The sequence below is a fragment of the Neisseria sp. P0020.S003 genome, assembly GCF_051957095.1.
Classification (GTDB): Bacteria; Pseudomonadota; Gammaproteobacteria; order Burkholderiales; family Neisseriaceae; genus Neisseria; species Neisseria subflava.
Window position 1 is genome coordinate 1 of the sequence record NZ_JBQCWU010000024.1, and the last position, 26,808, is coordinate 26,808.

The window sequence follows — 26,808 nt, forward strand, 5'->3', positions numbered from 1 at the left end:
GATTACTACAACCGGGAGCGTTGCAGTTTGAAATTGAAAAAGCTGAGTCCTGTCGCATACAGAACCCAGCTTGCACAGAGCGCCTGAAAAGGCTTTTATGAGTGTCCAAGATTTGGGGGCCAGTTCATGTTCAGACGGCCTTTTCCATTATCTTATGTCTTAAGATGAATATTGCACCGAATCGCTACCGCTTTTCTTTTGAATAAATTCAATTTTATAGCCGTCCGGATCTTCGACAAACGCAATCACAGTCGTGCCGTGTTTCATCGGGCCGGCTTCGCGTACCACTTTACCGCCCATCTCTTTGACACGTTCGCACGCAGCGTAAGCGTCATCAACTTCAATCGCGATATGGCCGTAAGCCTCGCCCAAGTCGTAAGACTCGGTATCCCAGTTGTGGGTCAGTTCCAAAACAGTATGGTCCGCCTCATCGCCATAACCGACAAAAGCCAAAGTAAAACGGCCTTCAGGATAATCACGGCGGCGCAACAGTTGCATGTTCAATACATTTTGATAGAAATCCAAAGAGCGTTCGAGATTGCCGACACGCAACATAGTATGAAGCAAGCGCATGATTTTGTTCCTTTCTGAATTATGTTTGGTTATGGATTATAACATATCGGGCATTTACCCTCCTCAACTTAGAAAATGCCGATACTTAAACCATGTAAAAATGAAGCGTCTCCCCTATCGCTATTTGAATTTAATTTATTAACAAGCACACCGACTGACTAAATTGCTATAATCGCCACACTTACAACACAACACTTCAAACCGTCATGAAAACCTTTGTTCTTCCAGATACCCGCCCTTATCCGCAGAGCCCTATCAAAAACTACCTTCTGCTCAATGCCTATCAGCTGGCACACAACTCCTCCTCCGCATCACGCAAGCTCTCGGCCGGCCAACTGCAAACCGAAATCCGCACCATGCTCAGCCAAAACCATTACATCAACCTTTCATTGGCGATGACCATGGCGCCCGATGTCGGCACTTACACCAGCCTGATTCAAAGCGTGGGCGAAGTCCTGAAGGCAGAAAACGATAACGAAGCCCAATGGTTTGCCCTGCCTGTCGTTTTGGTCGCCGGTTGCAAAAAAGAACAAACCCTGCCGCTCACGCTGCCTACCGAAGCCCTCTTCGCCTGCCTGCAAAACTACCCGAACCTGCGCACCCTCACGCAAAACACGCAATGGCTGCCTTACCTCGTCCAATCTACAGACTTGAGCAGCGTTACCCCGGGCGAGTGGTTTCAAGCCAAGCAAAATGATGAAGCAGCAGGCGCATTCCTGCAAAAATTCGAATATAAACCATTGACGCTGCCCGAAGGTCAATCCGTCCATGTGGTTTACGCGCTGGGCTACGGCAATAAAGACATTCAGACGGCCTTGGGCCTCAACCTGCAACAGGCAGGCCTGCCATTGATGCAGGTTTGGCAAGAGCATCTCGCCCTCGACGGCGTTACCCTCTTTACTAACCCAATCTCGCCCAATACACCGCTTGACGCGCTTACCGACGGCAGCCACACCCGCCAACGCATGGCCATGGACGTTTTTGCCACCAACGCCATCCGCGCCATCCGTATGCAAAGCCCGCGTGTCGGCGTTGTCGCCGCAGCGAAAGCGGATGGCAAGCTCCAGTTCAGCTTCAACGCGACAGACAGCGCGTTTGAAATCGTTCCGCAGACCTTCACATGGGAGCTGGCCTCAACCGACAATATCGCCATCGTTCAGCAAAACTTCCTCGACCTGATGGCCGAATGCCGAATCGAGCACCTCTACCTGCTGCACAACCCACTGGGCGAAAACGAGAACATCCCTACTTATGCCCAAGCGTTGAAACTGGAAGGCCACAATCCTTTCTTCAGCCATGTAAACTAAGTTGAAAATGCAACACGCCAAGGCCGTCTGAAAACGGTTTAGCGTGTTGCATTGATTTTCAAACCTTACCGCTCATTTTCACGCATATGAAAACCCACAAAATCCTTTTCGTCTGCCTCGGCAACATCTGCCGCTCCCCCATGGCCGAATACGTCCTGCGCCACCGCGCCCGCGAAGCAGGCATGGGCAATGCCGTCATTACAGCCAGCGCAGGCACATCAGGTTGGCATGACGGAGAAGACATGCACGAAGGCACACGCCGCGCACTCAAGCAACACGGCATCGACCCGTCAGGCTTTACCAGCAGCAAAATCAAACCCAGCGATGCCGAACATTTCGACTACATCATCGTGATGGACGACAACAACCTCAGAGAAACCGAAAAGCAGCTCGGCTTCCACCCCGGCAAAATCTTCAAACTGACCGACCTTATCCCCGACTCAGGTTACAACCACGTTCCCGATCCGTGGTACACAGGCGACTTTGACGAAACCTACCGTCTGGTCGATGCCGGCAGTTTGGCCTTGTTGGAAAAATTGAAACAGGCTTAAACCGGCTTTAACAAAAAAAGGCCGTCTGAACAGGTATCTGCAAAAGCCATGCTTTCGTGATTACCTGTTCAGACGGTCTTTATCTATGACCTCAATCAACCTACGCGATAAAACGCCAGACTGCCCAATAAATTCGGCAGATGTTTAATCTGTTTATTGCCGGTCATGACCGCACGCTCAAGCACGCGGATTTTGTTTTTGGCGCACAATAAATCGAAGTCTTTAAGGGTACACCAATGGATATTGGGCGTATCGTACCAATGATACGGCATCCGCTCGGAAACCGGCATATGGCCGCCGACGGCAATTTGAAAGCGGTTGCGCCAGTAGCCGAAGTTAGGGAAGCTGACAATAGCCTGCTTGGCCACGCGCATCAGGCAGCGCAGGATTTTTTCCGTATTCTGCATCGCCTGAATGGTTTGGCTCAAAACAATCACATCAAAACTTTGATCGCCAAAAGCCACCAAGCCTTCTTCCAAATCGGCTTGAATGACGTTTACGCCGCGGGATATGGCGGCAATCACACTGTCGGTATCGATTTCAACGCCGTAGCCGGTGCAATTTTTATGTTCCACCAACGCGGCCAACAGCTCGCCGTCGCCGCAGCCTAAATCGAGTACGCGGCTGCCTTCGGGTATCCAATCGTAAATGAGTTGCAAATCGTCGCGCAGATTCATTTTTGGCAGTCCTTGTAAACGTTGTTCATGTAAGCGGCAACCGCGCGGATATAGGCTTCGTCTTCCATCAAGAAGGCATCGTGGCCGTGATTGGATTTGACTTCAATGTACTGCACGGATTTTTGCGCGGCGATTAATGCCTTGACCAATTCATGCGAACGTTGCGGCGAGAAGCGCCAGTCGGTGCTGAAGCTGGCAACAAAAAACTTAGCCTGCACATTCTCCACGGCGCGCGTGAGGTTGTGGCCGTAATCGGCGGCCGGGTCGAAGTAGTCGAGTGCCTTGGTCATCAGCAGATAAGTATTGGCATCGAAACGGCCGACAAACTTGTCGCCTTGATAGCGAAGATAAGATTCCACTTCAAATTCAACGCCATAGCCATATTGATAGCCGTCTGATTTTAAATCGCGGCCGAATTTTTTACCTAAGCCGTCTTCGGCAAGATAGGTGATGTGCCCCATCATGCGCGCAATACGCAAACCGCGTGAAGGAACGGTATGATGGCTGCGGTAATTGCCTTCATGGAAATCGGGATCGGTCAAAATAGCTTGACGGGCAACATCGTTAAACGCGATGTTTTGAGTGGAAAGTTTAGGCGCAGAAGCGATAACGAGCGCGTGGGCAACGCGTTCAGGCAAAGAAATCGTCCATTGCAATGCCTGCATACCGCCCAAACTGCCGCCGACAATGGCCGCCCATTTTTGAATACCGAGGTAATCGGCAAGCATGGATTGGGACTTCACCCAGTCTTTGACGGTTACAACCGGAAAATCCGCGCCATATTCGTGGCCGGTTTCAGGGTTTTCGGACAAAGGGCCGGTACTGCCGTCGCAGCCGCCCAAGTTGTTCAAACCGACAACGAAAAAGCGTTCGGTATCGATGGGTTTGCCGGGACCGACCATATTGTCCCACCAGCCGGCGTATTTATCCTCCGCACTGTGCTTGCCGGCAACGTGATGATTGCCTGACAGGGCATGACAGATAAGGACGGCATTGCTTTTGTCGGCATTGAGTGTGCCGTAGGTTTCAATCATCAGGTCGAAACGGGGTAAGGTTTTGCCGTTTTCCAGAGCAAGCGGTGTGTCAAACGGGATTTTCTGGGGCGTTACAATGCCCACTGAGGCATTTGTTGTCATTTGTAATTTCCAAGTGAAGCGGCAAAAGGGGTATTATAACGTTTCGTTTTTGTTTTGTGCATGAGGCTTCAGACGGCCTGCCCTGATTAAAGGCAATATTTTTGGGAGAATGTGGAATGATAGGCAGGCTTTTGAGATTTTTTTTCTTTTGCGCCATAGCGGCATTGATTGTGAACCGTTTGTTCAGCCGCAAACAAAAGCGTACCATTCGGGAAATCGCCAAAATCAGCGCGTGGGTATTGCTTGGCGCGGCGGCCGCTACGCTGTTTTGGTATCTGATGATGCTGTTTTTCAAACATATTCCCAATTCTTATTGAAATAAAATATAAAAGGCCGTCTGAAAACCTTAATCCAGCGTTTTCAGACGGCCTTTTGATGTTCAAACTTAAAACAGCTCTTCCGGAATCTTGCAAACCGGAATCGGATTGACTTTGTGCTGCATGGCTTTGTGCAATCGGGTATAGATTGCCAAAACTTCACGCTGTCTGCCCTCAAAATCTTCAGGCTTGTGGCTGTCGTACACGCTCATCGCCCATTCGAGTTCGGGATAAGATGCGCCCATTTGCTCTTCATCGGTACGCTCGGTATCCCAAAGTCCGTCCGTCGGTACGGCTTTTTGAATGTCTTCCGATACGTCCAGCTCGGTTGCCAACGCGTACACTTGAGTTTTGGTCAAATCGGCAATCGGGCTGATGTCCACGCCGCCGTCGCCGTATTTGGTGAAGAAACCGACGCCGAAATCTTCAATTTTATTGCCCGTCCCCGCCACCAGCAAACCATGCAGCTGGCCGTAATAATAAAGCGTCGTCATGCGCAGGCGGCTGCGTGCATTGGCCAGTGCCAGCTGTTTGTTGGGAAATTCGGTTTCGCTGACATCAACAGTATCTGCGAAAATATCGAAAGTTTGGGTCAAATCAACGCTTTGCGCTTTCACATTGGGATAACGCTTTTTCAGACGGCCCATGTGTTCTTGCGCACGGTTGACTTGGTCGGATTTCTGATGAATCGGCATTTCCAACAACAAAACCGACAAACCGGTTTGCGCGGTAAGTGTGGAAACCACGGCAGAATCGATGCCGCCGGATACGCCGACGACAAAACCTTTGGCACGCGCCTGCTCGGCGTAATCTTTGAGCCATTGAACAATATGGCGGATGATGGCTTGGGTTTGCATAGGGATAAATGTTCGCTTCAAATAAAACGAATGATAGCCTGATTTGCACTTGTCTGAAAGCCGACAGGGTATAATGCCCTTTTTATTTCTTGCACGCACACCATGTCCAAACCCATACTTCTGCGCTGGCTCGTTGTCTGCCTGATTCCGCTCGCCACCCTCTTGTGGTTTGCCCTCAACCCGCCCGAAGATAAAACGCAACACCTCATCAACGGCATCATCCTTGCCTGCGAAGCCACATTCCTATTCAAATTCGTCCTCTTTGACGTCATCAAACACCACCTCAAACAAGAGCCCGAATTGAAACGGCAAAGCATTTGGATGTTTATCCCGATTGTTTTGCTGATTGTTTATTTGTTCCACTATTTCGGCGCATTCTGATGTTTTCAGACGGCCTTGGGCATATTTTTCCATGAACACCACCCCACCTTATACCTGCTGGATTTTCTGCAACGTCATCGACAACTTCGGCGACATCGGCGTTTCATGGCGGCTGGCTCGTGTTTTGCAACGCGAACTCGGCTGGCAAGTGCATTTATGGACAGACGACTTCCCATCCCTTCAGGCACTCTGCCCTGACTTGGCCTCGATTCCCAATATCCATCAAGGCATCGGCATTCACGCTTGGCAAGCCGACCATGCCGAAGATACCGATACAGCCCCTACCCCCGACATCGTCATCGAAACCTTCGCCTGCGAACTGCCCGACAACGTTCAAACCATCATCCACCGACACCGACCACTTTGGCTTAACTGGGAATACCTCAGCGCGGAAGACAGCAACGAGAGGCTGCACTTAATGCCTTCACCCCAAGCCGGCGGCATACAGAAATATTTTTGGTTTATGGGTTTCAGCGAAAAAAGCGGCGGCCTGCTGCGCGAACGCGATTACGCCGAATCTGCCCGCTTTGATACGGAAGCCTTACGCCGACAACTCAAACTTCCCGAAAAAAATGCGCCCGAATGGCTGCTTTTCGGCTATCAAAGCGATATTTGGGCAAAATGGCTGACCATGTGGCAACAGGCCGGCCAACCCATTACTCTGCTGTTGACAGGTACACAAATCATCGCCAGCCTGAAAAACAGCGGCCTAATGCCGCAAAATGCCCTGCTTGAAGACGGCGATGTGTATCAGAGCGAACACGTTACCCTGATCAAAATCCCTTTCGTTGCCCAACAGGATTTCGACAAACTGCTCACCCTTGCCGACGGCGCCGTCATACGCGGCGAAGACAGCTTTGTTCGCGCCCAGCTCGTCGGAAAACCTTTCTTTTGGCACATCTATCCGCAAGAAGAAAATATCCATCTCGACAAGCTGCACGCGTTTTGGGACAAAGCGCATCAGGTTTATCCGGATGTTGTCGCCACGGCACACCGCCGCCTTTCCGACGAACTCAACAACGGAGAAGCACTCAGCGACAGCCAACGCCTGCAGGCATGGCAAACCCTGACGGCACACCAAAACGAATGGCGGCAAAGCGCGGCAAAATGGCGGGACGGACTTTTTGCCCAAAAAAGTGCCGTTGAAAAACTTGCCGCCTTTATTTCAAAGCACAAAAAAATACGCTAAAATAGCGCGTTTTATTACAACCGATTTGATTGGAAAACTACAATGAAAACAGCACAAGAACTGCGCGCCGGCAACGTATTCATGGTCGGCAACGACCCTATGGTTGTTCAAAAAACCGAATACATCAAAGGCGGTCGCTCTTCCGCCAAAGTCAGCATGAAACTGAAAAACCTGCTGACTGGTGCCGCTTCTGAAACCATTTACAAAGCCGACGACAAATTCGACGTCGTTATCCTGTCCCGCAAAAACTGTACTTACAGCTACTTTGCCGACCCAATGTACGTCTTCATGGACGAAGAATTCAACCAATACGAAATCGAAGCCGACAACATCGGCGACGCGTTGAAATTCATCATTGACGGCATGGAAGACGTATGCGAAGTCACTTTCTACGAAGGCAACCCAATCTCCGTAGAATTGCCTACCATCATCGTTCGCGAAGTTGAATACACCGAGCCTGCCGTTAAAGGCGATACCTCCGGTAAAGTGATGAAAACCGCACGTCTGGTCGGCGGCACTGAAATCCAAGTGATGTCTTACATCGAAAACGGCGACAAAGTCGAAATCGATACCCGTACCGGTGAATTCCGCAAACGTGCTTAATCAGCCCGTAAAACAAAAAGGCCGTCTGAATATTCAGACGGCCTTTTTCTTAATCTGCCTTATTGTTTCTTCAAGCCCTTGGCTTCGACAGTCGCAATCGTACCGTCAATGCCTTTGCTCTTAATCAGCTCGCCAAACTGGTTTCGGTATACCGTCACCAAGCTGGTACCGTCCACGCGGATGTTGTAAATCTTATACGCACCGCCGCTTTGGTAAAGCTGGTAGGCCACTTCATACTTAGTGCCTTTTTTGGTCTGAATTTCCGAGAAAACGTCAAACTTATTGCCGTTTGTCGTCATCTTCGGCAACAGGCGTACATTCGCATCCGTCGCACCAATCAGTGCAGAATGCGAGTACATCGCAATCACCATATCTTTGAATGCACGGATAAAATCAGTTTTCTGTTTGGCAGAAAATTCACGCCATGGAGCGCCGACAGCTAAAGCCGAAATACGCTCATAATCCAAATAACGGTTGGCATACTGCTCAACCTGTTTCACACGTTGCGCTTCTGTCAAAGATGTATTGCGTGCAATTTTCAACACGGTATCAATGTTCTGCTGCATCTGCTTTTGCGCCGGATGCGTTTCCGCCGCCACATAAGGCGCGGCAATCACCATCGGTGCAGCCACAATCAAAGTCTGAAGAAAACGGTTCATGACGATATCCATCCAAAATAAAACCGCATTGTAAAAACAATCTATTCCAAAAAACTTAATTCTTTGTAAAAGCAGTCATGAGCAATGAAAAATCCTGCAATTAAATTTCAGACGGCCTGATAAAAATAAGATAACATGTGAACGCTATTTTAAAAGGAAACAGCCATGCCTTACGTCAACATCAAAGTAACCGGTGGCAGCGAAGCCCCGAGTGCAGAGCAAAAAGCCGAATTAATCCGCGGCGTAACCGAATTACTCTCACGCGTTCTCAACAAAAACCCTGAGACAACCGTCGTCGTCATTGACGAAATCGATATGGACAACTGGGGCATAGGCGGCAAAAGCGTGACGGTTCGCCGTGCTGAAGCGCGCAATAAGTAAGCTTTGGCCGTCTGAAACCCTTTTAATTTACCCGCAAAAAGAGTACATTTATCCCATTGTCTACAATTTTACGGAACACACATCATGGAGAAATTCCCCAAATCATCAAAACTGGACCACGTTTGCTACGACATCCGCGGCCCGGTTCATAAAAAAGCCCTGCAACTGGAAGAAGAAGGCAACAAAATCCTCAAGCTCAATATTGGCAACCCTGCCCCGTTCGGCTTTGAAGCGCCTGATGAAATTTTGGTTGACGTGATCCGCAACCTGCCGACCGCGCAGGGCTATTGCGACTCCAAAGGCCTTTATTCCGCACGCAAAGCCATCGTTCATTACTATCAAACCAAAGGCTTGCTCGACGTTACCGTCAACGACGTTTACATCGGCAACGGCGTCTCCGAGCTGATTACCATGTCCATGCAAGCATTGCTCAACGACGGCGATGAAATCCTGATTCCTGCGCCTGACTATCCACTGTGGACCGCTGCCGCAACACTGGCCGGCGGCAATGTGCGTCATTATTTGTGCGACGAAGAAAATGACTGGTTCCCGAATCTAGCCGATATAGAAGCCAAAATTACGCCGAAAACCAAAGCCATCGTCATCATCAACCCCAACAACCCCACCGGCGCGGTGTACAGCAAAGAAATCCTGCTGGAAATTGCCGAATTAGCGCGTAAACACGGCCTGATTATTTTTGCCGACGAAATTTACGACAAAATTCTTTATGATGGTGCCGTACACCATCACATTGCCGCCCTCGCCCCCGACTTGCTGACCATTACGTTTAACGGCCTCTCCAAAGCCTACCGCGTGGCCGGTTTCCGCCAAGGCTGGATGGTGCTCAACGGTCCGAAACATCATGCCAAAGGCTATATCGAAGGCCTCGACATGCTCTCTTCCATGCGTCTGTGTGCCAATACGCCGATGCAACACGCCATTCAGACGGCCTTGGGCGGCTATCAAAGCATCAACGAATTTATCCTGCCAGGCGGCCGCCTGTTGGAACAACGCAATAAAGCATGGGAACTGATCAACCAAATCCCCGGTGTTTCCTGCGTCAAACCAATGGGCGCGATGTATATGTTCCCAAAAATCGATACCGAAATGTACGGCATTCATGACGACATGAAATTCGTCTACGATTTGCTCGTGCGTGAAAAAGTCTTGTTCGTCCAAGGTACAGGCTTCAACTGGATACGCCCCGACCATTTCCGTATCGTTACCCTGCCGCCCGTTCATCAAATCGAAGAAGCCATGGACAAACTCAAACGCTTCTTACAAAACTACCATCAATAAACCTAAGCCAAACAGGCCGTCTGAAAAACAAACTGCTGTTCAGACGGCCTTTTCAATCAATCGGCAGCTTGGCAAAGCACGCTGACATGCGTATAATCGACTTTTCCTATCTGGGGGCGATCTTGGTTTCGACGGGGGTTGCAAAGCAGATGCGGGCATACCGGGGTCTCAGATTTCCCGTAAAACACTGAATCTAAATAGTCGCAAACGACGAAACTTACGCACTGGCCGCTTAAGGCCTGCCGTTGCAGCAGTTGGTCAATGGGCTGTGTAGCGCAAGCTACCGCAACGTCATTCTACATTGACTGGTTTTCTGTCGGGTTACTTGGCAGGAAACGAGATTTAAGGTAACTGGTTCTCTGAAGGCCTGTTGGTCGGCATGATGAGGACGAGATTCTAAATAGACACAACTAAGTATGTAGAACGCTCTGTAGAGGACTTTCGGACGGGGGTTCGATTCCCCCCGCCTCCACCAGATTTAAAGCGCAAACTTTTGACATAAAAAGTTTTGCGCTTTTTTATAAACTTAAACAGGCCGTCTGAAACTTTTCAGACGGCCTGTTTTGGTCTCAACTATCTGAGTGAAAAAACTTTTTCTTTCGATACATTACCAATAGCGCTTTAACAAAGATTTCAGCCTTACATTTTTCTATCTGATTTCATATTCATTTTACGATGCGGCCTAACCGTTACACTCAATGGCAGATGATCTGACAAATGCTGCCAGTCTTTACCGTTGTGGATTTCAGAATCAATGACATCAAGGTTGCGCGTGTAAATGCGGTCGAGGCTGAGTATGGGCAGGCGCGAAGGGAAGGTTTTGGGGCGTTTGCCTGTATTATCGACGAATACTTCGTTCAAATCTAATGCCCTACCCAGCTCATGGGCTGATTTCTGCCGCCAGTCATTAAAATCACCGGCGATAATCAACGGGCTTTCCGGACAAATATATCGGCCAACGTAGTCGCTGATGGCACGGTATTGTTTGAGGCGGTCCGGCTCGCGCAGGTTGAGGTGGACGCACAAACACACCAGCGGATCTTCCCAACCTTCGGGCACGACTTCGCAATGCAACAGGCCTCGTTGTTCAAGTTTGTTGACGCTGATGTTAAGGTTGTTTTCCGTTTTCAGCGGCAGGCGGCTGAGAATGGCGTTGCCGTGATGGCGTTTAGGATAGACGGCATTTTTACCGTAGCTGCGATGATAATCGAGGCTGTCGCCGATGACGTCATAATGCGGTGCATCAGGAAAGTTGGTACGGCGGCTTCTGTTGAGATGTTGTCCTTGGACTTCTTGTAAAAACAAAACGTCCGAACCCAATGCACCCAGCGCGTCAGCCATGCGGTTGACCTGCACTTTACGGTTGAGCGCAGACATGCCTTTGTGCATATTGTAGGAAGTAATGGTAACTGGACGGGGAGACATGATGTGTGATGAAGCGGTTTATTTGTTTCAGTATAGCACCGGAGCGTGTGGTTTTACGGCAATTTTGGTTATACTTGTTTAAAGAATAAAACGACGTTTTGACAGGGAATTTCCCAATCAAAACGCCTTCTGTTTTTCAGACGGCCTTGCGTCCAAATCAGTTGTTGATTACTTCAACATTGGTTTCAAAAGTAACAGTGTGTTGGTATTTAGATGCGGTTTTGCGTTTCGGATAAGGATATTTGGAAACGCTTTTCACTGCGCGTTCGTCCATTTCAGGATTGCCGCTGGATTGAATGATATTCACACGGTCAACATTGCCGGCAGGAGTTGTGAAAACATCACATCCATCAAAACGGTTTTAACGCTGCCGTTTTGCGCTTTCATGGCTTCCAGAGTTTCTGTATCGGCTGCTTGTGCGGTACCGAATACAGCGGCAAACAACAGGGCTGAGGCGAGGAGTTTAGTCGTTTTCATGTTTTAGTCCTTATTAGGGTTGTGGTTAGGTTAAATATTTCAGACGGCCTGATTCATCGTTATTTGAAATTCAAAATCGGCCAACCTTTTGCTTTGGCTTCTTTTTCCAGCTCGGCATCCGGATTGACGGCGACAGGTTCATCCACGATACGCAACAGCGGCAAATCGTTTTTGGAGTCGCTGTAAAAATAAACCTTGCCGTAGCTTTCAAAGGTCTCGCCACGCTCTGCAAGCCATTGGTTCAATCGGGTAATTTTGCCTTCTTTCAGGCTGGGCGTACCAACATAATTGCCCGTATATCGGCCGTCTTCACCGGTTTCAAGCTGTGTGCCGATAATGTTGTGAATACCGAAAAGATGGCAGATAGGGGTAATGATGAATTCGTTGGTCGAAGAAATAACCAACATTTCGTCGCCTGCCATTTGATGGCTTTGCACCAACATACGCTGCATCGGAGAAATATGCGGAACAATATATTCGGCCATAAACTCACGATGAAACTCAGCCAATTCTTCCTTGCTGAAACGGGCTAAAGGCGCGAGATGAAACTTAAGGAAGGCATCAATATCAAGACAACCGTTTTGATAGTCTTGGTAGAACTTTTCATTTTGTGCCTCGGTTTCAGCCGCATCGACTATGCCCTTTTTAATCAGGTATTGCGGCCAGGAGTGATCCGAATCGGTATTGATCAAGGTATTGTCGAGGTCGAAAATGGCAAGGTTTTTCATTGGGTTTCCTGTTGTTTCAGAAGCTGGCGCAGAAGCGGCAGAGTGATGCGTTTGCCCATGGTGACGGCGTAGTTGTCCAGCGTGTCGAGCATCTGCATCAGACTGTCCATATCGCGCCGCCAGTGGTTAAGCAGGTATTCGAAGATTTCGGGATCTATGGTTACTTGGCGTGCCGCGGCCATGCTGACGAGCGCGTCGATTTTTTCTTGGTCGGTCAGGGGTTTGACTTCGTAAACCAAACAATACGCCATGCGTGTGCGCAAATCTTCGCGGATAACGAGCTGCTGCGGCGTATATTCGGAACTCAAAAGCAAAAAGCCTTTGCCGCTGTTGCGGAAGCGGTTGAAGATGGCAAACAGTAAAGCCTGTTCTTCATTATTAAGCTTTTCGATTTGGTCAATGGCGAGATATTCTGCATCCAGCGCGGCTTCTGTCAGCGGCGTGGCGGCGGCATCAATATAGAGGGCATTTCGTCCGGTATCGAGCGCCTGAGCGACCCATGCCTGCAAGAGATGGCTTTTGCCTGCGCCCTCTTCTCCCCAAACATAGATAAATTGCCCATGTTTGTGTTGCAACACATACACCAACTCGGCATTTTCTGTTCCCAGAAATTTGTCGAAGCCGGGATAATCATGGCTGGCAAAATCGAAGATGAGCTGGTTCACAAAGGCGCACCGGTTAGTTTGAAATCGGCTTTATTTTACGTTGTTTTGCCGTCCACCATCAAGGATAAAGGCCGTCTGCAGCCTATACCTGCAACATATCTGCACTTCTAAACATATCTTGACGCGCTTACGGCATTGGTTTTATTCCGCTTTGGTTTTAAAATGTCGAACTTCTCGCCGAAACATTTGTCTGTTCTTTTTCAGACGGCCTTTTTATTTGGGGAACCCTAGTGATTTCTACCCTTATTGATTTCATCCTCCATATCGACCAACACCTTGTCCACCTTTCCGCCCAATACGGCCCGTGGATTTACGCGATTTTGTTTGTTGTGATTTTCTGCGAAACCGGTTTGGTCGTAACGCCATTTTTACCCGGCGACTCGCTGCTGTTTGCCGCCGGCGGTATTGCGGCCATCGGTGGCATGAACATCCACGTCATGGTATTGCTGCTCTTGGCTGCCGCCATTTTAGGCGATGCGGCCAACTTCATGATTGGCAAGTATTTCGGACAAAAACTGTTTGCCAATCCGGATTCCAAAATTTTCCGCCGTTCGTATTTGGAAAAAACCCATGCGTTCTATGAAAAACACGGCGGTAAAACCATCATCATTGCGCGCTTTGTGCCGATTGTGCGGACGTTTGCGCCATTTGTCGCAGGCATGGGCGATATGCACTACGGCACGTTTATCCGTTACAACATTATCGGCGCAGTATTGTGGGTATTGTCGTTTTCCTATGCGGGCTACTTCTTCGCCAACATCCCCGTCGTCAAAAACAATCTGGGCTTAGTCATGGCGGCAATCATCGTGATTTCGATTTTACCTGCGGTAGTCGAAGTCATCCGTGCCAAACTTAACGCCAAAAAATAACAATCAATCGAAAAGTTTGAAAGTTTAAACACATCAAGGAATTGCCATGCCGTTGCTGTCTATTGAGTTTGCGGTATTCTTTATCGCATTTTTGCCGCTGTACTGGGCATTTGCACGTTTGCCGCAAGTTCAAAACGTTTTACTTTTGGTTGCCGGGCTGGGCTGGCTTTACCGTATCGACCCTATTTTTGCCGCGCTGATTTTGGTTTACTCGTCTGTGGTTTACCTGGTCAGCGTGCTGATGTTTTCTGAAAACGAGAATATCCGCAAATTTTGGCTGGGCTGCGGTATTTCGGCAGCATTGACTGTTTTGTGTTTCTTCAAATACTTCGACTTTTTCCGCCTGATTATTCAACAATATACAGGGCAAAGTGCCGTCATCGACATCCTTTTGCCTTTAGGCTTGTCTTATTACACTTTCCAATCGCTGGCTTACTTGGTGTATTGCTACCGCGAGCCCAAAGGAGACCGTTTTGAATGGCACGAGCTCCTACTGCATCTGAGCTTCTTCCCCACCATCACATCCGGCCCGATTATCCGTGCGGCCGCTTTTAAAAGCATAGACGGCGAACAAGCGGGCGCATTGGCGCAAATCCGCACCAAACAGGCGCGCCAACTGATTTATCCGGCGTTGGCGGTCGGCCTGATTGTGTTGGGCATTGCCAAAAAATGGTGGCTTGCCGGCGTATTGGCAGAAGGCTGGGTATCACCTGTTTTTGAAAATCCGGCCCAGTTCGACGGCTGGGGCGTGCTGTCTGCGATTTATGGCTACACTTTCCAACTCTTTTTCGACTTTTCCGGCTATTCGGATTTGGTCATCGGCTTGGCCATGCTGCTCGGCTTCCAGCTGCCGAAAAACTTTGCCGCGCCGCTTCGCGCCATCAACATCCGCGACTTCTGGGACAGATGGCACATCAGCCTGTCCACTTGGATTCGCGACTATATCTATATTCCTTTGGGCGGCAGCAAAAAAGGCTTCGGCCGCACCCAGCTCAATCTGATGATTGCCATGTTGCTTTCCGGCATTTGGCATGGCTACGGCTGGAACTTTTTGATTTGGGGCGCACTGCACGGTGCGGCTTTGGTGTTCCTTAACTGCGGCGATAAAATCGTCGGCCGCAATGCCTTAGGCCGTCTGAAAATCGGCAAACCGCTTGCCTGGCTGTTTACCTTCCATTTCGTTTGTTTCGCTTTTGTCGTGTTCAACAGCGCAACGCTTGCCGATACGGAAATGCTGTTCAGCGCCTTATTTGCCAATGACAAAGGTTGGAACGCACCTCTGCCGACCGACCTCATGTTGCTGGGTGCATTTGCACTGATGCTTTTGCTTTACCCGTATTTGCTTCGCCTATTTGAAGCATCGGTAAAAGGCTTGGACAAATTGCCTGCATGGCTGTGGTTTATCCCCATCACGCTTATCCTCGCCCTGATTATCATCTTCGCCCCGTCCGGCATTCCCGGCTTTATTTACGCCAACTTCTAAGGAGCAGAACATGAAACGCTTTATCTCCCTGTTTGTTTCGATTCTGCTCAGTGCGGTTGCGCTGACGTGGTTTGCCCAAAACTCCATCAATGCTTATTGGCAGCAGACCTATCATGAGAACAGTCCGCTTGAGCCTTTATCCGAATACGCTTGGTGGAGGATTGGTGCGGATTGGCAACAAAAAGCCTACGAATTTTCAGACGGCCTGAAAGCCTCTCTTGAAACGGAAGACGCTTTGGCTTCGGAAGACTCTGGCATTGAAACAGCAAGGCCGTCTGAAAATACGGAAAACATTAAAGTATCGGACAATCAAAAAGGCTCTGCTGCTTCCGATGCGGCTAACAATACGGATACCGCCGCCAGCGAGCCAAGCAATCAGGTTGATCAGTCGGCAACACAGGTCGTGTTGAAAAAAGGCAATAAAGTTTTCTTTGCCGGCGACTCGCTGATGCAGGGCGTTGCACCTTTCGTGCAAAAACACCTCAAGCAAGAATATGGCGTACAATCGGTCAACCTCAGCAAACAAAGTACCGGTTTATCCTACCCTAATTTCTTCGACTGGCCGAAAACCATCGAACAAACTTTGCAAAAAGAACCCGACATCCGCGTTTTGGTTGTATTCTTAGGCCCCAACGACCCTTGGGATTTCCCGATGGGTAAAAAATACCTGAAATTCGCCTCCCCCGAATGGGAGGCAGAATACCTCAATCGCGTCCGCCGTATTCTTGATGCAGCCTCAGCACATGATGTCCAAGTCATTTGGCTGGGCATTCCTTATATGAAAAAAGCCAAACTCAACGAACAGATGCGCTACCTCGACAAAATCCTGTCAGGTACGGTGTCGCCTCAAGCCATTTGGCTGCCGACCGACAAACTGTTGAGCAATGGCGCAGAAGAATATGCCGACTCTGTCAAAGTAGATGGAAAAATCATCCGTTACCGCAGTAAGGACGGCATTCACTTTTCCGCAGAAGGCCAAAAACTACTGGCCAGAAAAATTATGGAAAAAATTAATTTTACACACGATACACAACCATGAAATTTAATAAAACCTTACTCCTCACGCTTCTCGCACTCCCTATTACCGCCTGCGCAACCAATGACGGCCTGTTAAGCAACTACGGCTCCAACCGCCCTGCCTGGCTGAATAAACTGCAACAGCTCAACCATACTTCAGACGGCAAGTTCCGCATTATCCAAGTCGGCGACTCACACACCGCCGGCGACTATTTCACCGACCGCCTGCGTCGCCGTTTGCAACAACAATGGGGCAATGGCGGCATCGGTTGGGTTTATCCTAATACCGTCAAAGGCCAGCGCATGGCAACCGTCCGTTACAACGGCAGCGGTTGGAACACCATCAGCAGCCGCAAATCACACAGCGATTTTTCTTTCGGCGGTATTGAAGCACGCGCTGATGGCGGCAGCGTTACCTTAAGCGCAGCCGACGGCAGCATGGATATGCAACAAATCTCCATTTTCGGCAAACCCGTTTGGTCAGAGCAAACCCTGACCGTCAACGGCCGTGAAATCCCTGCCACACAAAATGGTTGGCAACTGCTGCATACCCATGCTTCCCTGCCGATGACCCTCAGCAGCAGCATGCCTTGGCAAATCGGTTTCATTAATATCGAACGCCCCGGACGCGGCATAACCGTTTCCGCTATGGGCATCAACGGCGCGCAGTTATCCCAATGGTCAAAATGGCGGCCGGGCATGTGGGAAGATTTGGCACAAACCAAAGCCGATTTAATCATCCTTGCCTACGGTACCAATGAAGCCTTTTCCGGCAATCTCGATATTTCCTCTACCGAGCAGACATGGCGCAATTACATCCGTCAAATCAAAAACACCCTGCCCAACGCAGGTATCCTGATCCTCGGCGCTCCGGAATCTTTGAAAACCGCCTACGGCAGCTGCGGCAACCGCCCTGTCTTGCTCAGCGAAATACAACAAATGCAGCAACGTATTGCCCGTGATGAAAAAATCATGTTCTGGTCTTGGCAGGATGCAATGGGCGGAGCATGTAGCATGAAAAACTGGATGGCTCAAGGCTTGGCAGCCAAAGACGGCGTTCACTTCTCTGCACAAGGTTATGAAACTGCAGCCGATAAGCTTGCCGACAGCCTGATCCGCTTTGCCCAATAAATTGGCAAAAACCTAAGTATTTTTCATTAACAGCACACAAAAGGCCGTCTGAAATTAATATTTCAGACGGCCTTTTGTTTATCGCTTATCAGCAAACTGCTTAATTTTTAAGCCAACATATTGCTGCTCATTCGTTGCGTTTGGTTTTCCGTAAAACGAACCAATCTTGCCTGCTTATCAAAGCCTAATGGCTTGGCAACAAGGCGGTTGGGCAATTTGTTCAAATGATGGTTGTAGCTTCCGGCTCTGCGGTTGTAAGTGCGGCGTGCCGATGTGACTTCCGCTTCTGCAGCATCCAGCATTTCCATCAAACCGGCCAATTTCTCATCAGGATACTGTTTCAAAAGGCCGTTGACGGCAATTTGCAATTTTTTCAGCGCATAATTCAATGCTGTTTCGGCTTCGCACAGATGTTTGATTTTGGATTCGGAAAAGGTTTTGGCAGTTTGCGCCAATGCGGTTTCGACTTCAGCACACATCTGCTGAACGTTTGGATCCGATACAATGCCCTGCTCTTGCAGATGTTTGCTGTATGCATCCAATACATGACGGACGGCCTGATGTCGGCAGTCGAGCGCAATGCGCAAAGAAACAAAGGATTCGCGACAGTCTTTTTTGCGGTCTTTCAACTGTTGTTTGAAATACAATAAGACGGCAGCGATTGATACGAAGATAAGTGCAAGACTAATAATGCCCATAGTGAGTTCCCTAGTTATGATGCCACTCATATCGGTGGCTGATTTTTTACATTGATTATAATCCAATTCCAATATTTTTTCCCAGTTTTTATAAAAAAGGCCGTCTGAAATTCAGACGGCCTGAAGTTTATATTTCTATTTCAATGCCTTGACTTGATGTCGATAACCCACACTTCTGATTGCGAACCCAAACGAAGGGGAATGCCCCAGAAGCCGTAGCCCGAAGTGGTGAAGAAATGGCCGTTGCCGATCGCCTCATAACCGTAAGCAAGACGATAAAGCGTACGGACAATAAGGTTGGCAGGTGCAACTTGGCCGTTGTGAACATGGCCGGAAACTTGCACATCAATCGGCAGCCGGGCATGGGCTTCGATTGAAGTAGGACGGTGATCCATCAATAAAACCGGTAATTGGGTATTTTGACCTTCCAAAAGCTGCTCCGCGCTGGGACGCTTGCGATCCAAATCATCGCTCCGCCCTACCAGCAACACACCATTCACTTCCAAAACCTGATTGGCCAAAACCGTCAAACCTGCCGCTTCCAATTCATGCTTGATACGCTTCTGATCACGGAACCAGTCATGATTGCCTAAAGTGGCATAAACGCCCATCGGCGCAGTCAGCTTCTGCAAATGCGGTTTCATGTTTTCTTTAAGGTAAGCATCGACGGTATCGTCCATCAAATCGCCCGGCAGCAACACCATATCGACTTGTTCCCGCTTCATAATGTCCGTCAGCTTGTCTAATTGACGCGTGCCGAACAAAATCCCCAAGTGCAAATCACTGGCCACGCCGATACGCAACGGCTTATCCATTTTCTTATTGATGAATACGGTTTGATGGCGGACAACGGGCGTATAGGCGTTATACATCCCAAAACCGAGCAAACCGGCCACAAACAAAGGCGCAAACAGCCGCAGGCTTCGTGACAGCGGTTGGCGCGCCACAAAACGGCGCAGCAAAAGATACAGGATAAATGTCGCCAACGCGGCATACATCACAAACAGCAAGATCACCATCCAAAACGCCACCACGCGGAACATTATATGTCCCAACTCCAGCAGCAAGCCGACCAACAAGCCGTTTGTAATGAAATAGGAAATACCCATCAGCCAACGTCTGCCGACTTTGCCAATCCAAGGCGCAAACAGCCATTGCAGCGAACGCCCAAGCCCGAATGTAAACACTTGCAACAGAATGACGCTCACAAAAAACATCTTGCCAAACATGTCTTTCCGCCCTAAAAAATTAAAAGGCAGATTTTAGGCCGTCTGAAACTTTCAGTGTATAATCCCCCGCGTAAAAACCCATAATATTTTGAAAGGAATCATCATGAGCCACCCCCAATCAGCCATTATTCCTGATCACGCACAAGCCGGTATTTTTATCGAAGCAGACATTTCAGACGGCCGCAACGAAGACATCAAATCTGCCTGCCGTCTTTCTTTGGAGGCACTGGCCAAATTAAAAACCCGTTTTCCGAATGATATTTTGGGTTTAACCATTGCCTTTGGCAGCCGCGCATGGCAATCGTTCGGTCATACTGACGAAGGCAGAGAAATCAAACCTTTCCCAAAATTTGGCAACGGCCTCGCCCCTTCCACCCAACACGACCTCTATATCCACATTCAAGCCACCGAGCAAAAAGCCGCTTATGCCTTGGCTCAATCTGTTTTCAGCGCATTCGGAGACAGCATCCGCGTAGCCACTGAAGAACACGGCCTGCGCCTGTATGAAGACCGCGGTTTGGACGGTTTTGTCGATGGTACGGAAAATCCGCAGGGCGATGATAATGTACGCAATGTTGCCATTATTCCCGAAGGCAAGCCGGATGCCGGCGGCAGCTATGTTTTGCTGCAAAAATACCTGCACGATTTGAAAAAATGGGATGCCGTTCCTACTGCCGAACAAGAAGCCTGCGTGGGCCGCAGCAAAGAAGCCAATGACGAATTCAGCAAAGACGTGCGCCTGCCCGACTCCCATCTCGGCCGCGTCAATGTCAAAGAAAACGGCATTGGCCTGAAAATTGTCCGCCGCAGCCTGCCCTTCGGCAAACTCAGTGGCGAACATGGTTTGATGTTCACATCCTATTGCAACACGCTGCACAATATTGAAGTTCAACTGCTCAATATGTTCGGCGATGCAGACGGCAAAACCGACTTGCTGTTGAAACATTTGTCTAAAGCCGTATCAGGTGCTTACTACTACGCACCTTCTGTCGAGCGTTTGCAAAACCTTTAACGGCTCACAGGCCGTCTGAAAAAAAACCTGCCTTTTCAAAGGCAGGTTTTGTTATTTAAATTCCCTTAATATTTTTTATGGTATCATTATAGAAATTTATCCTATCATTTCTTAATAAACCCTGATTACAGACAACGATAAAAACCGATAAGGGGGTATATACTGTTAAATCTTCTGTTCTTATAACGGCTGTTGATTCCTCACTCCCCGAATGTTGCAACATCAAATCATCAAAAGCGTCTAAATTCAGCTTGTAGTAAATGCGGTGTTCAATTCGTTTTTCAGTCTCGGTCAAGACACCGCGTTCTTTCAGTTTATTCCGTGCCGTTCTTTGCTCTTGAACGGATAGCCCAGTTTCAATTTCAATTTCTTCCGCTGTCCGGTAAATGCCTAATTCATGCCGTGTCTTATCGTGCCAGTAGAAGAAATGACTGAATAAGATTGACGCGTTCACGCCGCCTAAAGGCTTTGCCAATTCCGGGTAATACGCGATTGGTTTACCTGCCACTCTCAACATTTCAGACGGTTTCATCATCAACCCCTTGACTACACGGCGGACGAATTGATTTACCGCTCACGCAATACCTGAAGGGCGGTTACTACGCTTTCAAATTTTTAAAGAACCGTTGAAACTGTGTTTTGCTTCGATGGGTGTATTTAAACATAATGTTTAATAATATGCAACACTCTGTTTGAGATTTTTGTTTAAAATTTATAAAAATTTTGATTATTAAAAGAATTTATTTTTGAAATTTCGAAGGCACAAAAAAACCGCCTTTCGGGCGGTTATGTCGGTTTTGTGTCGTTTCAGGTTCAGCGGGCGTGAAAAAGGCCGCCTGAATTTCAGACGGCCTGAAATTTACACTTTGTGTAAATCGGTAATTTTACAAAGTTAGGCTAATCTGACACGCGCCGGCTTCAGTTTTAATTTGGCGAAATTCCACCAAGTTAAAAACGGGGCAATCAGGCGGAGGCAAAGTTTCTGATGATTGCGTCGTCCTTGTTGCGGGCAAGCTGTATACGTTGCTCCTTCAGATCGCCCAGCACGTCAAGCAATGCCTTTTGTTGTGCCTTGTCTGGATACTCCGGGGGCTCGTAGGCAAACAATATTTCAGAGCGGTCGATGTATCCGCTGCGCCGCAACCGTTTTATGCTGGCAATCCACTTATCCGACTTGTGATAGATGTCGGCAGGGTCTTTTTGTCCGAAATATATCGGCTTAATGATTTTCCGTATTTCGCCGTTTTCTGCCTTTTGCACTAAGGGGATGGAGGCGTGAAAGCCTGACGGGTCGCCGATTGTGCTTTCTTTGAAGGGGTATACCGTCTGAAGCGGCTTTAACATTGCCTGTATTTGGCGGGTAAGTTCTGCTTCGGGTTGGCTTTTGGCAAAGCTGTGAGCGACAAAATAATCAAACAGGCGGTTCAGTTCCTACTCCCTGTCGGAGGCGAGGGTTACGCCCGGTTGGGTGGCCATAATCAGGGCTTCGCGCGGGCGGGTCAGATGGTCGAGCATGGCGCGTATCTGATCGGGCGCGGAGTGTGCCGCCAGTTTTCTAATCCGCTGTAATTCTTCTGCAAAGGCATGGGTTGCCGCTTTATAGACGAACGGCTCGAAGTGGCGGAAAAAACGGCTCAATCTGCTGTAGCGCTGTTCGATTTTAAAGTCGAAGTAGCCGCTTTGAGGGTGGGTTATGATGATGCCGATGTTGGCAAATTCGCGCGTTTGGACATAGGGCATAAACCGTATGACGGCAAAACGCATGGCATATTGGTTCATGAGATGCTCCAAAGTGTTCCGTTATCAATGCGGCGGACGGTTTCGTCGGTATAGCTGCGGTTATAGGCGGCGGGCAGGTCGCGCTCTTCGTTTGCCCATGCCCACTCCAGCGGCAGATTATCACACGCTTTTCTGTAGGCTGGCAATGCGCTTTTCAGCCATAATTCCATCTCTTCCTGAAGCACCCAGTCTTCCAAAACCTGTTTAAATGCCGATGAGAAAATATGATTTTGCAGGAAGTTTTTTTGGATTGAAGCCGGTGTCGAAGGCGCAGTTATGGTCGATGACGATCAGGGGATTGTCGCAATTTCTATACAAAAGGTTAGGGTTGCCGATTGTTCCGTCTTCATTGCGGATAAACCAATCGAAGGTGGCGATTTGACGCTGCATAACTATATCGATTCAGGGGATGTCCGCCGGCTCAAGCAATGCGTAACCTTTTTGCGTCTGCGAGCCGAAACAGATGCCTTTGCCGATTTCCTTCATCCTTGCGGGTAATTCTTCATACAGCTCTTCTCCGACTTCCAACAGGTCAAACGGGGCAACGGGCAAACTTAAAGCCTGCGCCATGTTTCCACCTATCCATTCGTTTATTTGGCTCGCACGGGTGGCATGCAGCCCTTTGACGAAATATTCCAGACTATTCTCCGCCATACAGATGAATGGCGAGGTAATGCCTTGCTCTGCACGGTCCATTATTGTCTGTATCTGCAACATTTCTTTTCCCTATGAAAATTACACTTTGTGTAAATCTGTAAATCCGACTTTTTGAGATTTTCCCAGGGCGGATTTTGTCAATCCAACACGCTCCACCAGAAGACGCGGCCGATAACGGTCAGGCTGTCCAAAGGGGCGGTTTCGTCTGGATAAAACCCGCTGTTGTGGCTGCGAATCAGCACATTGCCGCCGGGCTGCCGTATCAGGTATTTGACGCGGAACATCTCATCTTGTGCGAAAGCATATATTTTGCCGTCGCGTATAGCGGTTTCGCCTGTATCTACCGCGATTGCCGCGTCTTCTGCGATTTTCTCCTCCATGCTGTCGCCGGTTAGGGTGCAGCAGAAGACGTTGTCGGGATTGATGCCTTTGCGTTTGAGCGTGGATTTGCCGAACGGCAGGCGGTAGCCGTTGTAATCTGGAATCTCATACGCGCCGGTTCCCCCTTTAAAACAACTTTCCTTTAGATATGGAACAAACGTGTAGTCATCCTCCGGCAGCGGGTCGTTGCTGCTCCACATCATCGGGCTGTGAATGTCTTTGACTTCATGGGGTAGGCCTGGGTCAATAAGGACGGGCACGGTTCGGCTGCCTTCTCCTGTTCGCAGCCATGTTTCCGATACGCCGAATACTCTTGCTACTTCAGGCAACGCCTTTGCCGCTATACCTCGACTTTCCCAGTTTTTCAACGCCTGCTGGCTGATATTTAGACGCTCTGCTATATCAGCCGGCTTTAAAACTCCCTGCTCTTTGGCCATCTCAAAAAGTCTGTCAGTTGTTTCGTGCATTGTCATTTTTAATCCTATTCGCAGTTGGTTTAATTATTCTCCCATATTTAAACAAAATGTTGTTAAGCAAGACTTGATTTTTATCTAAACATAGTGTTTAATATTGGCATTAGATTTAAATATTTGGTTTATTTATGGATAAAAGAGTCAGCGAAGACAAACGCCTGTTGCAATCAATCGGCAGTTACGCGGAGATTGGTCGAATAACGGGGAATAGCCCTCAATGCGTTTTCAATTGGACGAAGCGCGGAATACCTGCACGGATAAAGCTGAAATATCCCGACTTGTTTTTGAACTCAAAGAAATCAGACGATCAACCCAAATAAAAAAGCCCGTCGGGAATGGCGGGTACGAGATTTGGTCGGAGTTGAAAAGGAAAGCCCCACGCAGGAACGTGGGACAGGGTTGAGGCACGAGGCCTGCAACAAAAGGAGTGAATATGATAGACCAAAAACAGACACAGTGCAAGAAGATAATTAATTGCGCAAAGGTGTATGAAGCACGGTTGAAAGTCTTGGCTTATATGCAAGCAGAAGATGTCAAAAAAACGCAGGAAGCGTTGAATAAGTGGGCTGAAATTGTGAAACCGCCGCCATGCCGTGCAAGATTTGCTGATACGCTGTATCAGGCGGTGCTGGCAAGCGGCCTGTATTGTCCAATACGCGCTTAATTGTTGCGCCGTCTATCACTTCAAGGGCGAATAAGTCGCCGCCCAGTGTTTTACGCGGATAGATACATGGCGCGTCAATGACAAACAAATCTTCCAGCAAGATGCGCAGCCAGTCCGCCCATGTATGCTCTTTGTCAGGCGACTGAAAGAACGCAATAGCTTCGTCAATCTTTCTGTCTTTGCGCTGCGATTCGTTGTTTGCCGTTGATTCGACATCGCGCTTTTGGATTGTCCATTTTAGGCACTCCATTTGGTCTTTGCGCGTCTCAATAACCAAACGCAGTACATCGTAGTTATCGGCAAGGGCGCGTAATTGTGTAAAGCCTATAGCCTCACGTTCACGCGGCTTAGAATGCCCGACGTTGTAGAACGGCTCATAATCAAACCGCCGCCCCTCTGCCTGCTGTGCGACAGGGGCTAAAGGCTCGCCTGCGTCAAACCACCCGTCCGCGTTGCCGGTAAAGGCGTAACGGACACCAGCGGCAACGCGGGCAATAAAGCCTTGTGATAAAGGTGTCTTTTTACTCATTTATTTGCCTCGACCTGCGAACGCAGGTAATCAATCATGCCCGTTCGGGTGTCTAGTAACTCGCCAAACGCGCGGCTCAAACAGTCGATTTGGTCGTCATGCTGACCGTTTGGGAACATCCGCATTTCTGAAATCAGCGCGTCTGTGTCCCATGTGCCGTCATCCAGCACCATCACATTACCGATGTTGACCTGTGCCGCGAATGGCTCGGCTCGTGTCACCTTATCGCCCGACTCAGGGCTGGCAGATACAGAAAAACCCGCCAATTGACGGGTCAGATATAGTGTTTGCGATTTACCAGCCTGACCAGGGTCTTGCGGAATGGATATTTTTGTTTTCACGCCGTCTTTTTGCTCCGTGTTTTTCAAAATCCTATCCCGTTCATCCGCGCCATACTGACCGCGCACGACGTTGGCGATGATATACCGCCCATCTTCTGTTACGCCAAGCCTGCCGCCTGCTGTATAGTTGCCATCGTTTGCGGTCGAAGCCAAGTCCCACGCGCGGATCCATCGGATATTCCCTGCGGGCAGGGCTTTCACGAATTGCAGATTGTCAGGTTTGAACGTACCGCCATCAGGCGGTGCAGATTTTTGCAAATACTGCCCGGCAAACACATACGGCGCGGCTTGTTCCATTCGGCGCAGTGTTTCAATATCGTGCTTTTCAGGCCATAACGCCGTGCCGTCATCTTGAATCGCTGGTAAGCACAAATGTTCCCATTCTTCGCCGTTGCCGCCGTCAAGCAGCCATCCTGCAATATCGTTTTCATGCAACCTTTGCATAATCACGACAATCGGTGTATCGGGGCTGTTCTTCCGTGATTCCAGCGTATTTTGAAACCAGTCGATAACATTCTGCCGTCTGACCTCGCTTCGTGCTTCGTCGGCCTTGTGCAAATCGTCCAGTATGATTGCGCCGCCGAACCCCTCGCGGTGTTTGCCCGCGCCAAAGCCGGTAATCGTGCTCCCGTACCTGTTGCGTACATCACGCCGCCGGCAGTCGTCTTCCAGTGATGGCTACTCTCGCTTGCAAGTGCTAAATCAGGGAAAATTGCCCGATACTCTTCGTTTTGCACTAAATTCCGAATCTGTACGGAGTTATTGACCGCCAACGTAGCCGAATAGCTCGCATGAATAAATTCACAATCCGGCACGCACCCCATCGCCCACGCGATGAAGTTCACGACCGCGATTTCCGTTTTCGAGTATCGCGGCGGAATATTAATAATCAAGCGTTTTGTTTCGCCGTTGAAAACACGTTCTAGGGCGTTACAGATTAGGGCGTGATGATTCGCTCGCTGCCAAATATAGCCACGTTTTTGATAAAACATCCAGCGTGTAAACATATACAAGCTGCCGTATGATTCCTGGGGTATTTGTCAAAAGCGTGGGTAAGTGGTTTCACACCAACGATGAGAGCTGCACCCAATACATCCTACTGCGCACCATGAAAGAGTTGCCGGTGGGGTTACGCTGGAAAACGATGGAAAACGATTTCGTCCTCATGACCCGCGAGCTACTGGATGAGATGCCTACGCAGATGGTATTGGATGAGCAGGCCGACTTTGCCAACGCCGAACGCCATAAAGCCGCCATGTTAAAGGCCGAAAATCCGCTGGAATACGATTATTCGGACGGCTGGACAGCTAACTACGAGCA

General features: G+C 49.0%; 32 protein-coding genes, 1 other RNA gene and 3 pseudogenes. 16 read left to right on the plus strand and 20 right to left on the minus strand.

The genetic code is table 11. The features are described from left to right. Positions 1–87: IS3 family transposase (locus ACTHTQ_RS10235; RefSeq protein ID WP_159069391.1), on the plus strand; the 87-nt coding region annotated here is incomplete at its 5' end. Between the two features lie 72 nt (positions 88–159). Here the strand turns inward: ACTHTQ_RS10235 and gloA are convergent. Beyond that, positions 160–573, minus strand: coding sequence for a lactoylglutathione lyase (gloA, locus tag ACTHTQ_RS10240; protein ID WP_070589865.1), 414 nt, complete (start codon positions 571–573; stop codon positions 160–162). Between the two features lie 206 nt (positions 574–779). Between gloA and ACTHTQ_RS10245 the strand changes: the two genes are divergently transcribed. Both ACTHTQ_RS10245 and ACTHTQ_RS10250 read left to right on the plus strand, forming a co-directional pair. Further along, on the plus strand, positions 780–1,880 hold the full coding sequence (locus ACTHTQ_RS10245) for a conjugal transfer protein (RefSeq protein WP_440363850.1): 1,101 nt from the start codon (positions 780–782) through the stop codon (positions 1,878–1,880). Positions 1,881–1,966: 86 nt separating this feature from the next. Beyond that, entirely contained in the window at positions 1,967–2,431 is a 465-nt protein-coding gene (locus tag ACTHTQ_RS10250) for a low molecular weight protein-tyrosine-phosphatase (protein WP_003685247.1), read from the plus strand. Positions 2,432–2,526: 95 nt separating this feature from the next. On the opposite strand, the gene metW is transcribed toward ACTHTQ_RS10250, so the two are convergent. Together metW and metX are read right to left on the minus strand one after the other, a co-directional pair. Next, positions 2,527–3,108 (minus strand): methionine biosynthesis protein MetW, encoded by a 582-nt coding sequence (gene metW / locus ACTHTQ_RS10255; protein WP_003682452.1) that lies wholly within the window; start codon positions 3,106–3,108, stop codon positions 2,527–2,529. Continuing rightward, positions 3,105–4,244 carry a homoserine O-succinyltransferase MetX gene (gene metX, locus ACTHTQ_RS10260; protein WP_004519859.1) on the minus strand — a complete coding sequence of 380 codons (1,140 nt, stop codon included), beginning with the start codon at positions 4,242–4,244 and terminating at the stop codon, positions 3,105–3,107. Before metX ends, metW begins: the two co-directional genes overlap by 4 nt. Positions 4,245–4,360: 116 nt before the next feature. Here metX and ACTHTQ_RS10265 point away from each other — a divergent pair, with 116 nt between their 5' ends. Beyond that, on the plus strand, positions 4,361–4,561 hold the full coding sequence (locus ACTHTQ_RS10265; protein ID WP_003682450.1) for a protein MIGRI: 201 nt from the start codon (positions 4,361–4,363) through the stop codon (positions 4,559–4,561). A 68-nt stretch (positions 4,562–4,629) separates the two neighbouring features. Here the strand turns inward: ACTHTQ_RS10265 and nadE are convergent, their stop codons facing one another. Beyond that, entirely contained in the window at positions 4,630–5,418 is a 789-nt protein-coding gene (gene nadE / locus ACTHTQ_RS10270; protein WP_440363851.1) for an NAD(+) synthase, read from the minus strand. A gap of 102 nt (positions 5,419–5,520) precedes the next feature. Here nadE and ACTHTQ_RS10275 point away from each other — a divergent pair, with 102 nt between their 5' ends. From ACTHTQ_RS10275 to efp, 3 genes are read left to right on the plus strand one after another with little or no spacing between them, the layout of a single operon-like run. Then, positions 5,521–5,799, plus strand: a complete 279-nt coding sequence (locus ACTHTQ_RS10275; RefSeq protein ID WP_003682447.1) for a hypothetical protein — start codon at positions 5,521–5,523, stop codon at positions 5,797–5,799. A gap of 31 nt (positions 5,800–5,830) precedes the next feature. Next, positions 5,831–6,988 (plus strand): elongation factor P maturation arginine rhamnosyltransferase EarP, encoded by a 1,158-nt coding sequence (gene earP, locus ACTHTQ_RS10280; protein WP_440363852.1) that lies wholly within the window; start codon positions 5,831–5,833, stop codon positions 6,986–6,988. Positions 6,989–7,030: 42 nt separating this feature from the next. After that, a complete protein-coding gene (gene efp, locus ACTHTQ_RS10285; RefSeq protein ID WP_440363853.1) occupies positions 7,031–7,591 on the plus strand; it encodes an elongation factor P in 561 nt (186 codons plus the stop codon). Between the two features lie 59 nt (positions 7,592–7,650). On the opposite strand, the gene ACTHTQ_RS10290 is transcribed toward efp, so the two are convergent. Continuing rightward, positions 7,651–8,250 (minus strand): MlaC/ttg2D family ABC transporter substrate-binding protein, encoded by a 600-nt coding sequence (locus ACTHTQ_RS10290; protein WP_440363854.1) that lies wholly within the window; start codon positions 8,248–8,250, stop codon positions 7,651–7,653. 165 nt (positions 8,251–8,415) lie between these two features. On the opposite strand from ACTHTQ_RS10290, the gene ACTHTQ_RS10295 reads away from it, so the two are divergent. The 3 genes from ACTHTQ_RS10295 to ssrA all read left to right on the plus strand — a co-directional run bounded on the left by ACTHTQ_RS10295 (position 8,416) and on the right by ssrA (position 10,405). Next, positions 8,416–8,631: a tautomerase family protein gene (locus ACTHTQ_RS10295; RefSeq protein WP_003682441.1), complete on the plus strand. Its 216-nt coding sequence runs from the start codon at positions 8,416–8,418 to the stop codon at positions 8,629–8,631. Between the two features lie 84 nt (positions 8,632–8,715). Then, on the plus strand, positions 8,716–9,930 hold the full coding sequence (locus tag ACTHTQ_RS10300) for a pyridoxal phosphate-dependent aminotransferase (RefSeq protein WP_250600776.1): 1,215 nt from the start codon (positions 8,716–8,718) through the stop codon (positions 9,928–9,930). A gap of 112 nt (positions 9,931–10,042) precedes the next feature. Continuing rightward, positions 10,043–10,405, plus strand: a transfer-messenger RNA (tmRNA) gene (gene ssrA / locus ACTHTQ_RS10305). A gap of 164 nt (positions 10,406–10,569) precedes the next feature. On the opposite strand, the gene ACTHTQ_RS10310 is transcribed toward ssrA, so the two are convergent. The 5 genes from ACTHTQ_RS10310 to hda form a co-directional block, all read right to left on the minus strand. Further along, positions 10,570–11,355: an endonuclease/exonuclease/phosphatase family protein gene (locus ACTHTQ_RS10310; protein ID WP_250600862.1), complete on the minus strand. Its 786-nt coding sequence runs from the start codon at positions 11,353–11,355 to the stop codon at positions 10,570–10,572. Positions 11,356–11,512: 157 nt separating this feature from the next. Then, positions 11,513–11,662 carry a hypothetical protein gene (locus tag ACTHTQ_RS10315; RefSeq protein WP_250589798.1) on the minus strand — a complete coding sequence of 50 codons (150 nt, stop codon included), beginning with the start codon at positions 11,660–11,662 and terminating at the stop codon, positions 11,513–11,515. Further along, on the minus strand, positions 11,659–11,832 hold the full coding sequence (locus ACTHTQ_RS10320; protein WP_250600864.1) for a hypothetical protein: 174 nt from the start codon (positions 11,830–11,832) through the stop codon (positions 11,659–11,661). Before ACTHTQ_RS10320 ends, ACTHTQ_RS10315 begins: the two co-directional genes overlap by 4 nt. Before the next feature lie 59 nt (positions 11,833–11,891). Beyond that, the gene (locus ACTHTQ_RS10325; protein WP_250589796.1) at positions 11,892–12,560 is read right to left on the minus strand and encodes an HAD family hydrolase; all 669 of its coding nucleotides are present in this window, start codon (positions 12,558–12,560) and stop codon (positions 11,892–11,894) included. After that, positions 12,557–13,225 carry a DnaA regulatory inactivator Hda gene (gene hda / locus ACTHTQ_RS10330; protein ID WP_440363855.1) on the minus strand — a complete coding sequence of 223 codons (669 nt, stop codon included), beginning with the start codon at positions 13,223–13,225 and terminating at the stop codon, positions 12,557–12,559. Before hda ends, ACTHTQ_RS10325 begins: the two co-directional genes overlap by 4 nt. Positions 13,226–13,455: 230 nt before the next feature. Here hda and ACTHTQ_RS10335 point away from each other — a divergent pair, with 230 nt between their 5' ends. Genes ACTHTQ_RS10335 through ACTHTQ_RS10350 form a run of 4 tightly spaced genes read left to right on the plus strand, consistent with a single transcriptional unit; the run spans position 13,456 to position 17,725 of the window. Then, positions 13,456–14,094 (plus strand): DedA family protein, encoded by a 639-nt coding sequence (locus ACTHTQ_RS10335; RefSeq protein WP_070592086.1) that lies wholly within the window; start codon positions 13,456–13,458, stop codon positions 14,092–14,094. 46 nt (positions 14,095–14,140) lie between these two features. Beyond that, positions 14,141–15,577, plus strand: a complete 1,437-nt coding sequence (locus tag ACTHTQ_RS10340) for an MBOAT family O-acyltransferase (RefSeq protein WP_440363856.1) — start codon at positions 14,141–14,143, stop codon at positions 15,575–15,577. A gap of 10 nt (positions 15,578–15,587) precedes the next feature. Further along, positions 15,588–16,616, plus strand: a complete 1,029-nt coding sequence (patB, locus tag ACTHTQ_RS10345) for a peptidoglycan O-acetyltransferase PatB (protein ID WP_440363857.1) — start codon at positions 15,588–15,590, stop codon at positions 16,614–16,616. Then, positions 16,613–17,725: an SGNH/GDSL hydrolase family protein gene (locus tag ACTHTQ_RS10350; RefSeq protein ID WP_440363858.1), complete on the plus strand. Its 1,113-nt coding sequence runs from the start codon at positions 16,613–16,615 to the stop codon at positions 17,723–17,725. Before patB ends, ACTHTQ_RS10350 begins: the two co-directional genes overlap by 4 nt. A gap of 107 nt (positions 17,726–17,832) precedes the next feature. Here ACTHTQ_RS10350 and ACTHTQ_RS10355 read toward each other — a convergent pair whose 3' ends face one another. Both ACTHTQ_RS10355 and ACTHTQ_RS10360 read right to left on the minus strand, forming a co-directional pair. Beyond that, positions 17,833–18,423, minus strand: a complete 591-nt coding sequence (locus ACTHTQ_RS10355) for a LemA family protein (RefSeq protein WP_440363859.1) — start codon at positions 18,421–18,423, stop codon at positions 17,833–17,835. Positions 18,424–18,563: 140 nt separating this feature from the next. Then, positions 18,564–19,652: a metallophosphoesterase gene (locus tag ACTHTQ_RS10360; RefSeq protein WP_440363860.1), complete on the minus strand. Its 1,089-nt coding sequence runs from the start codon at positions 19,650–19,652 to the stop codon at positions 18,564–18,566. A 103-nt stretch (positions 19,653–19,755) separates the two neighbouring features. Here ACTHTQ_RS10360 and ACTHTQ_RS10365 point away from each other — a divergent pair, with 103 nt between their 5' ends. Continuing rightward, positions 19,756–20,664 carry a Dyp-type peroxidase gene (locus tag ACTHTQ_RS10365; protein ID WP_440363861.1) on the plus strand — a complete coding sequence of 303 codons (909 nt, stop codon included), beginning with the start codon at positions 19,756–19,758 and terminating at the stop codon, positions 20,662–20,664. 148 nt (positions 20,665–20,812) lie between these two features. On the opposite strand, the pseudogene ACTHTQ_RS10370 reads toward ACTHTQ_RS10365, so the two are convergent. From ACTHTQ_RS10370 to terL, 8 genes and pseudogenes are all read right to left on the minus strand, one after another. Further along, positions 20,813–21,199, minus strand: a pseudogene (locus ACTHTQ_RS10370) (hypothetical protein); the annotation flags it as partial. Between the two features lie 428 nt (positions 21,200–21,627). Then, entirely contained in the window at positions 21,628–22,008 is a 381-nt protein-coding gene (locus ACTHTQ_RS10375; protein WP_440363862.1) for a hypothetical protein, read from the minus strand. Positions 22,009–22,095: 87 nt separating this feature from the next. Then, complete coding sequence (locus tag ACTHTQ_RS10380) at positions 22,096–22,443, minus strand: DUF3037 domain-containing protein (RefSeq protein WP_440363863.1); 348 nt, start codon at positions 22,441–22,443, stop codon at positions 22,096–22,098. Then, positions 22,440–22,628 carry a HipA family kinase gene (locus ACTHTQ_RS10385; RefSeq protein WP_440363864.1) on the minus strand — a complete coding sequence of 63 codons (189 nt, stop codon included), beginning with the start codon at positions 22,626–22,628 and terminating at the stop codon, positions 22,440–22,442. Before ACTHTQ_RS10385 ends, ACTHTQ_RS10380 begins: the two co-directional genes overlap by 4 nt. Positions 22,629–22,647: 19 nt before the next feature. Continuing rightward, positions 22,648–23,160 (minus strand): annotated as a pseudogene (locus tag ACTHTQ_RS10390) (HipA family kinase). A gap of 77 nt (positions 23,161–23,237) precedes the next feature. Next, entirely contained in the window at positions 23,238–23,954 is a 717-nt protein-coding gene (locus ACTHTQ_RS10395) for a LexA family transcriptional regulator (protein ID WP_440363865.1), read from the minus strand. Positions 23,955–24,487: 533 nt separating this feature from the next. Then, the gene (locus ACTHTQ_RS10400; RefSeq protein ID WP_440363866.1) at positions 24,488–25,147 is read right to left on the minus strand and encodes a hypothetical protein; all 660 of its coding nucleotides are present in this window, start codon (positions 25,145–25,147) and stop codon (positions 24,488–24,490) included. Beyond that, a pseudogene (gene terL, locus ACTHTQ_RS10405) lies at positions 25,144–26,495 on the minus strand (phage terminase large subunit). Before terL ends, ACTHTQ_RS10400 begins: the two are co-directional and overlap by 4 nt. 41 nt (positions 26,496–26,536) lie before the next feature. On the opposite strand from terL, the gene ACTHTQ_RS10410 reads away from it, so the two are divergent. Then, a partial coding sequence (locus ACTHTQ_RS10410; protein WP_440363867.1) for a DUF4376 domain-containing protein occupies positions 26,537–26,808 on the plus strand: 272 nt, incomplete at its 3' end.